Below are 12678 nucleotides of genomic sequence, written 5' to 3'. Positions count from 1 at the left end.
ATAAAGGATGTCTGTTCAGAAAATACAAATATTTGATACCACCTTACGGGACGGGGAGCAGGTACCGGGCTGTAAACTTAACACGCAGGAAAAGTTGGTTATTGCCAAACAACTGGAGCTTCTGGGCGTGGACGTTATCGAGGCGGGCTTCCCCATTTCAAGTCCTGGCGACTTTGAGGCTGTAAAGGCTATTGCCAAACAGACAAAGGAGTCTACGGTTTGTGGCTTGTCCCGGGCTGTGGAGAATGATATTCGCACGGCGGCAGAGGCACTAAAGGGTGCGCGCCAGCCAAGAATTCACACAGGTATCGGCACGTCAGACCTGCATGTGCGCTACAAATTACGCACCACCCGCGAGGAAGTAATGGCCAGGGCCGTGGAAGCAGTAAAACTGGCAAAGAGTTTTGTAGAGGATGTAGAGTTCTACGCCGAGGACGCCGGCAGAACAGACAATGAATTCCTGGCCAGGATATGCGAGCTGGCGGTAAAGGCGGGCGCTACGGTGCTCAACATCCCCGATACCACCGGCTATTGCCTGCCCGAGGAATATGGTGCCAAGATCAAGTATCTGTATGAAAATGTGAAGGGCATTGAGAAGGTTTGCCTCTCCACGCACTGCCACAACGACCTGGGCCTGGCCACAGCCAACTCCATTGCCGGTGTGGTAAACGGTGCCAGACAAATAGAGTGCACCATAAACGGAGTAGGGGAGCGCGCCGGGAATACCGCCCTGGAGGAGGTGGTGATGATCCTGCGCCAGCACCCATACCTGAACCTGACCACCGGCGTTAACAGCAAGTTGCTTACCGAGACATCCACCCTCGTCTCGCACATGATGCGCATGCCGGTGCAGCCTAACAAGGCTATCGTGGGGGCCAATGCCTTCTCGCACTCCAGTGGCATTCATCAGGATGGTGTGATCAAGCATCGCGAAACGTATGAGATCATCGACCCGCGTGATGTGGGCGTAGACAGCTCTTCCATTGTGTTAACTGCCCGCTCAGGCCGCGCCGCACTGGCGTACCGGCTGCAAAAGCTAGGCTATAATTTCGATAAAGAGACACTGGATAAAGCCTATGGCTCATTTTTGCAAGTGGCCGACGAGAAGAAGGAAGTACGGGACAATGACCTTCATGTATTGGTAGAGAAACAGAATCTTGTTACCGCAGGCTAATATGGGAAAGAAGACCTTATTCGATAAAGTATGGGACGCGCACGTGGTGCGTACCTTACCGGGAGGGCAGGAGGTTTTTTATATCGATAAACACCTGATCCATGAGGTGACCAGCCCACAGGCCTTCGAGGAGTTGGAGAACCGTGGCCTTTCGCTGTACCGCCGGAACCAGATCGTAGCTACTGCCGACCATAACGTGCCTACAAAAGACCAGCACCTCCCGATCCAGGAGCCGCTCTCACGCTTTCAGGTAGACAGGCTGACGGAAAACTGCGAGAAGCACGGGGTGCAGCTCTATGGTTTAGGGCACCCCTACCAGGGCATTGTGCACGTGATCGGGCCTGAGCTTGGCATTACCCAGCCGGGTATGACCATCGTTTGCGGTGACAGCCATACTTCTACGCACGGCGCCTTTGGGGCCATCGCCTTCGGGATCGGCACAAGCCAGGTAGCGCAGGTCATGGCTTCGCAGTGCCTGCTTTTGTCGCGGCCAAAGCGCATGCGCATTACCGTGGAGGGCGACCTTAGGCCCGGCGTCACGGCCAAAGACCTGATCCTCTACATCATCGCTTCGCTTGGTACAGGCGGCGCCACCGGCTATTTCGTGGAATACGCTGGCAGTGCCATCCGCTCTCTCAGCATGGAGGGCCGCATGACGGTCTGCAACATGAGCATCGAGATGGGCGCACGCGGCGGTATGATAGCCCCGGATGAAACGACTTTTTCTTACCTGGAGGGCCGCCCTTTTGCCCCGCAAGGGGAGGAGTGGGAAAAGGCAGTCGCCTACTGGCAGACGCTATACTCTGATGAGGGCGCGCAGTTTGAAGTGGAGTATCACTTCAAGGCTGCCTCCGTCACCCCTATGATCACCTATGGCACCAATCCGGGTATGGGCATTTCCCTGAACGCAACCGTTCCTCAGAAGGTGAAAGCCAGTGAGCAGGCGAGCTTTGAGAAGTCGCTGCAGTACATGGGTTTTGCGCCGGGAGAGTCACTTATAGGAAAGCCCGTGGATTACGTATTTATAGGTAGCTGCACCAACTCCCGGATCGAGGATCTTCGGTTGGTGGCAAACTACGTGCAGGGCAAGAAGAAAGCCAGCCATGTGGAGGCCATTGTGGTGCCCGGTTCGAAGCAGGTGGAAGAGCAGGCAAAAGCCGAGGGACTCGATAAAATACTGGCTGAGGCAGGGTTTGAGCTACGGGAGCCCGGGTGCAGTGCCTGCCTGGCCATGAACGAGGACAAAATTCCTGCCGGGGCGTACTGTGTCTCCACCTCTAACCGCAACTTCGAGGGGCGGCAGGGGCCAGGATCCCGAACCTTGCTGGCCAGCCCACTGGTGGCGGCGGTTTCGGCGGTGGAAGGAAAGATTACGGACATAACTCAATACCTGAGCTAATGGAAAAGTTTAACGTGCTTCAATCAACGGCTGTGCCGTTGCCGATAGAGAACATCGATACCGATCAAATCATACCTGCGCGCTTCCTGAAAGCTACCTCACGGGAGGGTTTTGGGGAGAACCTGTTCCGGGACTGGCGCTACGATAGTAGCGGTCAACCCAATACGCAGTTCGTCCTGAATGATCCGCGGTTCCAGGGGCAGGTCCTGGTGGCCGGGAAGAACTTTGGCTGTGGCTCCAGCAGGGAACATGCCGCATGGGCCTTGTTCGATGCTGGCTTTAAGGTGGTTATATCCAGTTACTTTGCTGACATCTTCCGGGGCAACGCACTGAACAACGGGCTTCTGCCGCTGCAGGTGGAGGACTCGGTACTGGAGCGGCTCCTGAAGCAGATCGAGGAGGATCCCGGAACAGAGCTTATCATCGACCTACCCGCCGAGCAGCTGTATGTGCCGGCATGGGAGCAGCGCATTCCATTCGAGATCGAATCTTATAAAAAGGAGTGCCTGTTGAATGGTTATGATGACATTGATTATTTGGTAAGTCAGAAAGAGGCGATTGAGGCCTTCGAAAAAAACAGAGTATGGGTATATTAAATAAAAAAATCGTTGTGCTGGCCGGGGATGGTATTGGGCCTGAAGTCTGCCAGGAAGCCATCAGGGTTCTGAAAGCCGTAGGAGAGCGGTTCGGGCATGAATTCTCGTTCGACATGCAGCTGATGGGCGCCTGCGCCATTGACGCTACCGGAGACCCGCTGCCAGAGGCAACGCTGCAAGCTTGTTTTGAGGCCGATGCCGTATTGCTGGGCGCGATCGGTGATCCTAAGTATGACAACAACCCCGCTGCCAAGGTACGGCCGGAGCAGGGCCTGTTAAAGCTCCGGAAGTCGCTTGGCCTTTTCGCCAACATTCGTCCTGTAAAAGCCTACGAGGCCTTGCTGCCCCAGTCGCCGCTGAAGGAGGAGCGCATCAAGGGAGCCGATATGTTGTTCTTCCGGGAGCTTACCGGGGGCATATACTTTGGAGAGAAAGGCCGCCTGGCTGACAGTGCCTACGATCACTGTACCTACAGCAGGTATGAGATAGCACGCGTTGCCCACCTCGCCTTCCAGGCCGCGCAGAACCGCCGCCGCAAGCTAACGCTGGTGGATAAGGCAAATGTGCTGGAAACCTCCAGACTCTGGCGGGAGGTAGTGCAGGAGGTTCGCGTGTCATACCCTGACGTCGCCGTAGACTATCTGTTTGTGGATAATGCGGCCATGCAGCTCATTCTGAACCCAAGCCAGTTTGATGTTATCCTGACGGAGAACATGTTCGGGGATATTTTGTCTGATGAGGCCTCTGTGATTGCTGGGTCACTGGGTATGCTGCCTTCTGCCTCGGTGGGGGAAGAGGCCGCGCTGTTTGAGCCCATCCACGGTTCTTATCCCCAGGCGAAGGGCAAGAACATCGCTAACCCCATTGCCATGATTCTTTCAGGGGCCATGATGCTGGAGCACTTCGGATTGTACCAGGAGGCAAGCCTAGTTCATCACGCGGTGCAGGAAGCGCTGGATAAAAAGATTCTGACACAGGACCTTACAAGCCCCACTCTGGCCTATTCTACGGAGCAGGTAGGTGCATTCATTGTGTCCTGCGTGCTGGGCGGCGTTCTGGAGGGCCTGCATAAAGAAAATGTTCAGGTGGGTATGAGTACCCTGATTTAGGTTGCTCGTACTGACGAAAGAAAAGTTTTCCAGAGTTAACTGAAGAGGAATAGCCGCAAACGGTGGCGATAGATATGCCTTTGGTCAATTCTACCCTGCCAAAGTATAAATGTTTACTGCAAGCGGTAAGCCATGGGTCATAAAATGGCCATTACTGATTAAGAGCATTAGATTAAGGTGAGTACAGTGCAAGTCAGCCATGTAACAAAGCAATGTTATGTGGCTGACTTTTTTCATTTTGACCCCACGGCATAGCATGATGGTATGGGCCGCTATGCCGGACAGCGCGATAACGATCAGGGTCAACGCCAAGCCGGAAAAAATGACTGCCCACCGGGTTTGTGCTCTGGCCAGCACGTTAACGGCTGTGGTGCCTAACGAGCCACCTACCGGCAGGTCCTGCATAATTAAGCGACGCTTCTGTAGGCGTTCAGGATATTCATTCGTATAGAAATCAAACGATTCGCTTGCCTGTCTTTCAGAGGCAGTGGTCATACTATTGATGGCCAGGAAAAGCGGCAGATTAATGCTATCAAACTAACTGTTGAAGCTTCCTAAACGCCCCGACTGCGGATAAATAACCACCCCTTAAATCCGCTGCCGCACATACGCTTTTTGCTCATATCCGGGCAAACCCGGAAGTGGATGGCGGCTATACTGTCACCTCCTGCTTGTATAGTATACTTATAAGGAAGAGGGAGAATGTAATCTCAAGGATATAAAATAATAAGTATGAGTTCACAAGGCCAACCTAATTTCCTGCTCCTGGTAGTGGATGACATGGGATATTCTGACTGCCAGCCTTTTGGCGGCGAGATCAGCACGCCTAACCTGCAGCAACTGGCAGAAAAAGGAGCCCGCTTCCGAAACTTTCATACTTCTGCGCTGTGTGCGCCTACCCGGTCCATGCTGCTTTCCGGCTGCGATAACCACCACGCTGGGTTAGGTAATATGCCCACGGCGCACGCCACTAACCAATACATGCAGCCCGGCTACGAAGGTTACCTTAACAAAGATGTGCTGACCATTCCTGAAATTTTGAAAGAAGCTGGCTACCATACGTACATGGCTGGTAAATGGCACCTGGGCGAGTTGGAAGGCTTCCGGCCACATGCCAGGGGTTTTGAACGCACCTTCTCGTTTTTAGGCGGCGGTGTCAGCCACTTTAACGACCAGCGTGCCCTGAGCGAATTCGAGCAGCCGCACACAGAGTATTCGGAAGACGGAAAGACGGTGGAGAACCTGCCGGAGGATTTCTACTCCTCAAACTACTACACCGATAAAATAATCCAGTACATAACGGAGCAGGGTGACGACAAACCCTTTTTTGCCTACCTGGCCTTTACGGCACCGCACGACCCTTTGCAGGTGCCGGATGAGTGGCTGGATAAATACAAAGGCACGTACGATGGCGGGTATGATGCCATCCGGGACCAGCGTCTGCAGCGGATGAAGGAGCTGGGGCTGGTACCCGATGTTCTGACCCCGAACGAAGGCAGCGGCGAGTATAAAAAGTGGGAGGAACTGACGAAGGAAGAGCAAAGGGAAGCGGCCCGGAAAATGGAAATCTATGCCGCCATGATCGAAAACCTGGACTGGAACCTGGGCCGCTTGTTCGCTAAATTGAAAGAACAGAATAAATTCGATGACACCATCATTTTCTTCTTGTCCGACAACGGTGCCAACCCCAAAGAACCTCAATTTTATGCGCCGAATACCAAAGAGTCAGTTGCCAGAGAGTATGATAACCGGTTAGAGAATTACGGCAAGATCAATTCATTTATTTCCATTGGCGGGACCTGGGCCGAAGTGGCCAACACGCCTCTGTCATACTTTAAAATCACCACCTATGAAGGGGGCACGCAAACACCGCTCATCATTTCGGGCAGGCGCATGCACAAACGCGGCGTAGTGACTGATGAAATGCTCCACGTAACAGATATTTTGCCCACTATGCTTGATTATGCCAATGTCCAGTATCCGAAAGAAACTGATGTAAAACCGCTTTACGGCACCTCGCTCAAGCCATACTTGCAGGAAGAAACAAAACAGCCGGTGCGAAATGCCTTTGACGTGCTCGGCTTCGAAATAACCGAATGCAAAGCCGTGATGAAGGGCGATTGGAAACTCATCTTTATGCCGCCGCCCTATGGAGAAGGGGATGAATGGCATTTGTTCAACTTAAAGAAAGACATCAAGGAGGAAAACAATGTGGCGGCGCAATTCCCCGAGAAGTTTAACGAACTAAAAGCCGAGTGGGAAGCCTACGCGCTTTCGGTGGGTTATATAAAAGCCAATGGCGAAAGGGCCGTAGCCAAACTGGGATTTGAAGAATTTTACCGTTTCGATCCAAAGCACCGGATAGAACCTAAAGCGGGAATCGGGAGAGCTGCTACAAAGGCTGGGCGAAAGTCTAAAAAGAACGTGCAGCCAACCGATCTGGGTGATTAAACTTCTGCAAGCGTATGTTTGAAATCCTGATCCGCACAGTCGGAATCGTGCTGCCGGTCTTTGTCTTCCTGACGATGCTAAACGTAGGCTTGACCCAGCAGCTGCACGACATTGTGAAGTACCTGCAAGACAGGAAATCCAGCCTGCGGATGTTAGTGGCCAATTTCATTTTAGCACCATTGCTTTTGTGGGGAATACTGCAGCTTTTTCCGCTCGATCCTTACCTGCGGGTGGGGCTTACTAAATTCAGTATTTGTGCCAGCGCGCCCTTTCTCATAAAGCTCACCCAGCTCTCCGAACACGACATGGCGCTTGGTGCCAGTACCACCCGGAAGTACTCGTGATTAATTAACGTGAACCCGGCAATTAAGCCTGCATTCTGGCCGGCTTAAAGCGGCTTGTTTGGTCCAGAAAGGTGTAGGCGGTGAGCTCGGAGAAGATCTGGACCAGGGCATTCGCAGGATTTCGGTGGCGGGCTTTGTAATCCTACGAGGACATTTCGGACCAAAGCTGGTCCAGGAACTGTCCAAGAAATGGGGGATACCGAAAAATTTCATGTTCATCGGCTCGCCCGGTGACCACTTCCCTTACGGACTGCAGGAAATGGGCGGTGTCAGGTTGGTTATTTGATAAACAAAGAGGCCACAATGCTGCCGTCACTGTGCTTACTGAAGGGAAAGCTTAAAGCAGCATCGTAAAAAGTGAAGAAGACCATACTTCTCCTGAAAAAGACGTAACACAACCACCCAGTTGGCTTCTGCATACACTTTCTCCAGGGAGAAATGCACCCGCTAGTAGGTGACAAAGTGGACCCGTAGGCGCTTCCCGGCGTACTTTCTGCCTTAGTCACAGTACCTATGTCCTGCAACTCGTCGCCAGACGATTCGGCACTTCATGAGGCAGGGCCGCTGCCATAACTGCAATTAGTAACCTGCTTACTATTATTAAGTTGAATGTATAGGTTTCTGGTATTAACATAAGCAAACTACCCCTAACTTAATGAAGGGCAGTTTGCTTATTTGTATTATTTCTTAGCCATACTTTGCAGGAACTCGCGCACCTCCTTAGTATCGTAGTCGGCCATGCCTTCCTGTTTAGCTACAATTTTGCCTTCCGGCGAAATAATGAATGTAGTAGGAATGGCATTCGAGTAAAATTCCTGCGGAAACTGGCCGGCCGGCATGTATACCGGGAAAGTATAGTTCTTCTTGTCGATGAACTTCTTTACTTTCTCCATGCCACCCTCATCCACTGAAAGCATTACAAAAGCAATTTTATCGGAGCCTACCTTTTCGTATAGTTTCTGGATGTTTGGCATCTCGGCAATACAAGGCGGGCACCAGGTCGCCCAGATGTTCAGGAATACCACTTTGCCCTTCAGACTTTCAAAATTTACCTGTTTGCCTTGAAGGTCCACCATCCTAAAGCCCGCTCCGGCCATTTCCTTATTGGCCACTGCTGCCGCATCCACCACTGCCGAAGCATCCGGGTTTTGCAAAGTTTCTGGCACATCAGCATTTTTGATGCCAGTAGCCAGCAGTAGGCGTTGCACCTGCCCGATAGCTTCCGTATGCAGGCCAGTTAAGTATAAAAAGCCAAAAACTGCCAGCATTATAGCCCAGCCAGGTATATCTTTTATCGAAAGTTTCTTGTTGTTCATGATGTTAAATTGTTAATAAAGCTAATAAGGCTGCCCATGATGCGGAGCACCAGGAACGCTAATTTCTGCAAAGGAGTAAATTCCATTTGTTTGATCTTAAAATGAATAAACACATAATTCCCTTCTGCTCTCAGCATGAAATGCAGAAGTATAGCTATGACCTGGCGAGGACTATAAAGTATGGCCTGCGCGTTTGCCACAGCATTTAATGTAAAATCATTTTAAGACAGCCGGGGAGGGGCGTGTTCTGTTTCGAGGTACGGGGAAATATGTTGGTTACTATCGGTAACTATAATTGCCTGAACCATAGCCATCGTATAAAAAGAAGGGAGTTGCTGCACCGTAACAATCGCATAGACTTGCTGCGTGCAGTCAGTAACCATATTGGCAGCACCTTTAGATTCTGAATGTGTCTGGTGTTTCAGGCACTTTTTAGTGCAGGGCTTTTTCAATCCAGAGTTACCATACTTACAACCCTTCGCCACCAGACTCTGCTTAAAATCAGCAACACCCGGCAGGTTGCTGCTCTTCTGTAAGGCAAAAAGCAGAAATAGGGTGCTCATAAATAAAAGCAGGTATATTTTCATTTGGTATCAAGAGGCAGCAATTATAGTTAGTGAGGTGCTGCAAGTTGCGTTTCTAACAGAAAATAAATTATAAATTGTTTCATCTGCTGTGAAAGCAATAGTTAAAAGTAGTCAATTAAGCCTGCTGAAGCAAACCGGTACTATATTCCTTGCTGTGCCAGAGCTGCTTTTTGGTGCAGCACATCCGTAGTTCAGACATAACACCGGCCTAGACAGTAAGCATAGCCGTTCCGATAATAACGGTGCCAAGCCCGAACAGATCGCTGAATACGCCTGCCGCTACGGCACCGGCCACATATCCAAAGTCACGCCAGAACCTGAAAATGCCCAGACTTTGCGGGCGCTGTACCGGATGCGTATTTTCGGCTACCACTGCCAGAAAGTTAGGGTAAACCATAGCTGAACCGGCACCAAAAATATTCCATAGTTCAAAATGCTGGTTTAGCTTTGTTTTGAGATAACTGAAAGCCACCGTTTTGTTTCCGGTGACGTTCAGAACATATTCCACTTCTAGTCAATGGGTATTTAACGCGGTAATCTGTCTTTTATAACTCCATACATGTAAGTTCCTGCTAAAGCACCAACTACCGCTATCAGGATGGACCAGTACTGAAAACCGATGTTTACGAACATAGGACCCGGGCAAGCACCTGTCAGCGCCCAGCCTAATCCGAAAATGATGCCCCCGATCAGGTACCTCGAAACGGACATTTCTTTGGGTGTAAAGACGATTGGGTTGCCCTGGTAGTCGCGTAGTTTATACTTTTTGATCACGTACGTGATAATGATTCCCAGAACGACTGCTGTACCAATAATGCCATACATATGGAACGACTGGAAACGGAACATCTCCTGGATTCGGAACCAAGAAATGGCTTCCGACTTGCTCATCACGATACCGAAAAGTATTCCGGCTATTATAAATTTTAATCCTTTCACGGCGAATTAATGACTAATGATTAATGAATGATTATGGATGTGTAATGATTAACTGATGTGATCAGCACTTAGCCTCACTTCTTATTATTCATTACTCATTAACAATTATTCATTAAAAATAAGCGGCATCAATATCCAGGTAGTAAATAATCCACCTATAAAGAAGCCAATAACAGCTATAAGCGATGGCAACTGCAGGTTAGAGATACCACTGATAGCGTGACCAGACGTACAACCACCCGCATAGCGTGCACCGAACCCCACAGCAAATCCGCCCAGCAGCAGGATCAGGAAGCCTTTCAGTGAAAAAGCGTTCTCCAGGCTAAAGATTTCTTCCGGTTGCATGCCTTCCGGTGCTGAGATACCCAAGGCGCTCAGGTCCTGTATCGTTGCCTGCGATATCTGCACGGCTTCTCCGTTAGAAAGGAATTCTGAGGCGATAAAGCCACCGATGATGGCACCGACCAGGAACAACAGATTCCAGATTTGCGAGCGCCAGTCGAAGTCAAAGAGCTTCACTGTTTTACCGGCACCACAAGCAGCGCAAATGGTGCGCAGGTTTGATGAGAAACCAAATGATTTACCAAAAAAGAGCAGGACCAGCATAACAAGGGCAATAACGATTCCCGATGTATACCACGGCCATGGCTGACTCAAAATTTCTAACATTTCTTACTCGTTTAGTTCAGGTTTAATAGGTAGGGCAGGAGCTACTGCATGTTATTATTTTTGCTTCAGTTCTGTAACCGCTTCGCTCATATCAAGCACCTCCACATTAGGCAGGGCAGCTCCTAGAATGCTGCTACCTGCTGCTGAGCGGTAACCGCCGGCACAATGTACTACCACCGGTTTATCGGTCGGGATTTCCTTCACGCGTTCACGCAGTTCTGGTAACGGGATGTTAATAGCCTTATCGAAAAACTTACCTGCTTTTACTTCAGACGTATTGCGGATGTCCACGATGGTGTATGCGTCCTTATTCTCTTCAAACTTAGATCTGTCGAATGTGTCGCTCGTTTCGCCCTCCGGCTTGTCATACACAAAAGCACCTTTTACCAGCAGTTCATACCCGATCTTAGAAGCCTTGGAAATCAGCTCGTTCAGTTGCTTTTCACCTTCGCCTACCAGGTAATAGCTTTCGTTAGGGCTAACTATAGATCCCAGCCAGGTCTCAAACTTGCCGCCATTCTGGATGTTGATCGCCCCTTTGTAATGACCTTTCTTAAACACCTTTTCGCTGCGGGTATCTACGATCACGGCGCCATCTTCGGGGGTAAAGTTCTTCTCGAGTCTTACAACACCCTCTATACTTGGCTTATAGTCCGGAGCTCCCTGCTTGTTCAGGCCCACATCATAACCGAAGTATTTCGGAATAAAAGGCTGGTCTTCTGTCAGCACTTTTACAAACTCATCTTCGCTCATCGGCTTCAGGGCATAGTTGCCCAGCTTCTCGTCGCCGATCGTGCTGGTATTGGCATCGCTCAAACCTTTGCCGCAAAGCGAACCCGCGCCGTGCGCCGGATAAACTACCACATCGTCAGCCAGTTTCATTAGCTTTTCGCGGGTGCTCTTATACATCTGCCGGGCCAGTTCTTCGCGCTTGGCCATTACGTTACCGGCACTCTCGCGCAAATCCGACCGTCCTACATCGCCAATAAACAAAGTGTCACCCGTGAACACGGCCTTGTCTTTACCTTCGTGCTCCAGCACAATGCTGATCGAGTCAGGGGAGTGGCCAGGCGTGTGCAGCGCCTTTAATTTGATTTTGCCAACCTTCAATAAAGCACCTTCGTCAAAAGCCTGATGCGGGTAATCTGCACCAACCAGACTGTGAGTGTAGATGGTGGCTCCGGTCTTCCGGTGTATCTCCAGGTGTGAGCTCACAAAGTCCGCGTGCGGGTGTGTTTCAATTACCCCTACAATGTTGGCATTGTTCTCTGCAGCATAGTCATAGTATGGCTGCGGGTCACGTGCCGGATCAACCAGTACTATCTCGCTGGCGCATCCACTTAAAATGGCGTATGCATATTGGGCCAGGCCTTTGTCTTCAAACTGTTTAATTTTCATTGATTCCTGATATTTTATAGTTGATTAAACTTTCTGATACAAAATTAAGGCATACACTAGCTAAGTTCAGTGATGTTTGTCACACAGTACTGATAGAATTGTAAAGCGATGCTGTTTATAGTTTTTGCAGGTGATGTTGCCTGTTGCAGCTCTTCTCTTGTTCGCAGTTATATTTGAAACAAGCTAGTTGAGATGGTAGGTCATCAATGGCCGCCCGCAACGCGTTCCCGCCAATGGTGCGCTGCTTGCGAGGTGCTCGCCGGTGACCTTGCTCTTGTTATTGAGTAGCTTTTACAGAATTTTGACATGGTTCGCTTCGTCTCCGGAAACAGGGAGGTGGTGTTTTTCTTTTTGCGCCAGCTGCGCATTGGTGATGCTTTTCACGGTATCCAGCAGCACCCCGATCACATAGTCTTAGCTTAAAACCTTTCTGATACGGTCCAGCACACGGGTCCACCAGGAGGGAGGCGGCAACGCGACGGCAATGCCATCGCGCTGAAGCTTCGCCTGCATTTTGGTGGCATGTTCCTGCTCTATTTCGCCAAGCTCCCGGAACATGCGGGCAATGGCCGGCACTTCTTCTGCGGCAGCGATGTGCCCGTACAAAAAGCCGGCATCCACTTCTGTCTGCAGGCTATCGGTATACTTTTTATCCGGTAAAGAACCTGGTGCGGCCATCGGTGGAGTGTTTTTAAA

General features: G+C 50.4%; 14 protein-coding genes and 1 pseudogene. 6 read left to right on the top strand and 9 right to left on the bottom strand.

The features are described 5' to 3' along the window. Positions 1-7: 7 nt before the first annotated feature. From A3841_RS17740 to leuB, 4 genes are read left to right on the top strand one after another with little or no spacing between them, the layout of a single operon-like run. Positions 8-1174, top strand: a complete 1167-nt coding sequence (locus A3841_RS17740) for a 2-isopropylmalate synthase (RefSeq protein ID WP_073854434.1) — start codon at positions 8-10, stop codon at positions 1172-1174. Position 1175: 1 nt separating this feature from the next. Further along, a complete protein-coding gene (leuC, locus tag A3841_RS17735; protein WP_073854432.1) occupies positions 1176-2573 on the top strand; it encodes a 3-isopropylmalate dehydratase large subunit in 1398 nt (465 codons plus the stop codon). Next, entirely contained in the window at positions 2573-3169 is a 597-nt protein-coding gene (leuD, locus tag A3841_RS17730) for a 3-isopropylmalate dehydratase small subunit (protein WP_073854430.1), read from the top strand. The genes leuC and leuD overlap by 1 nt, the downstream gene beginning before the upstream one ends. Next, positions 3157-4278, top strand: a complete 1122-nt coding sequence (gene leuB, locus A3841_RS17725) for a 3-isopropylmalate dehydrogenase (RefSeq protein WP_073854428.1) — start codon at positions 3157-3159, stop codon at positions 4276-4278. The genes leuD and leuB overlap by 13 nt, the downstream gene beginning before the upstream one ends. A 90-nt stretch (positions 4279-4368) precedes the next feature. Here the strand turns inward: leuB and A3841_RS17720 are convergent, their stop codons facing one another. Continuing rightward, on the bottom strand, positions 4369-4773 hold the full coding sequence (locus A3841_RS17720; RefSeq protein WP_073854426.1) for a hypothetical protein: 405 nt from the start codon (positions 4771-4773) through the stop codon (positions 4369-4371). A 237-nt stretch (positions 4774-5010) separates the two neighbouring features. Here A3841_RS17720 and A3841_RS17715 point away from each other — a divergent pair, with 237 nt between their 5' ends. Together A3841_RS17715 and A3841_RS17710 are read left to right on the top strand one after the other, a co-directional pair. Then, on the top strand, positions 5011-6729 hold the full coding sequence (locus A3841_RS17715; RefSeq protein WP_235861469.1) for an arylsulfatase: 1719 nt from the start codon (positions 5011-5013) through the stop codon (positions 6727-6729). Positions 6730-6743: 14 nt separating this feature from the next. Beyond that, positions 6744-7073: a hypothetical protein gene (locus A3841_RS17710; protein ID WP_073854422.1), complete on the top strand. Its 330-nt coding sequence runs from the start codon at positions 6744-6746 to the stop codon at positions 7071-7073. Positions 7074-7095: 22 nt separating this feature from the next. Here A3841_RS17710 and A3841_RS20880 read toward each other — a convergent pair. From A3841_RS20880 to A3841_RS17665, 8 genes and pseudogenes are all read right to left on the bottom strand, one after another. Next, positions 7096-7203 (bottom strand): annotated as a pseudogene (locus A3841_RS20880) (IS982 family transposase); the annotation flags it as partial. Between the two features lie 550 nt (positions 7204-7753). Next, on the bottom strand, positions 7754-8341 hold the full coding sequence (locus tag A3841_RS17700) for a TlpA family protein disulfide reductase (RefSeq protein WP_235861466.1): 588 nt from the start codon (positions 8339-8341) through the stop codon (positions 7754-7756). A 269-nt stretch (positions 8342-8610) separates the two neighbouring features. Continuing rightward, on the bottom strand, positions 8611-8952 hold the full coding sequence (locus tag A3841_RS17690) for a hypothetical protein (protein ID WP_139308008.1): 342 nt from the start codon (positions 8950-8952) through the stop codon (positions 8611-8613). Positions 8953-9184: 232 nt separating this feature from the next. Beyond that, complete coding sequence (locus A3841_RS17685) at positions 9185-9484, bottom strand: hypothetical protein (protein ID WP_206073110.1); 300 nt, start codon at positions 9482-9484, stop codon at positions 9185-9187. Between the two features lie 17 nt (positions 9485-9501). Next, positions 9502-9915, bottom strand: coding sequence for a DUF6691 family protein (locus A3841_RS17680; RefSeq protein WP_073854412.1), 414 nt, complete (start codon positions 9913-9915; stop codon positions 9502-9504). A gap of 105 nt (positions 9916-10020) precedes the next feature. Next, positions 10021-10584 (bottom strand): YeeE/YedE family protein, encoded by a 564-nt coding sequence (locus A3841_RS17675; protein WP_073854410.1) that lies wholly within the window; start codon positions 10582-10584, stop codon positions 10021-10023. A gap of 54 nt (positions 10585-10638) precedes the next feature. Then, positions 10639-11982: an MBL fold metallo-hydrolase gene (locus A3841_RS17670; RefSeq protein WP_073854408.1), complete on the bottom strand. Its 1344-nt coding sequence runs from the start codon at positions 11980-11982 to the stop codon at positions 10639-10641. A gap of 414 nt (positions 11983-12396) precedes the next feature. Then, the gene (locus A3841_RS17665) at positions 12397-12660 is read right to left on the bottom strand and encodes a ferritin family protein (RefSeq protein WP_073854406.1); all 264 of its coding nucleotides are present in this window, start codon (positions 12658-12660) and stop codon (positions 12397-12399) included. Between the last annotated feature and the right edge of the window lie 18 nt (positions 12661-12678).

It is taken from the genome of Pontibacter flavimaris (genome assembly GCF_001907195.1).
GTDB lineage: Bacteria > Bacteroidota > Bacteroidia > Cytophagales > Hymenobacteraceae > Pontibacter > Pontibacter flavimaris.
This window is presented reverse-complemented; position numbering and strand designations above follow the sequence as displayed.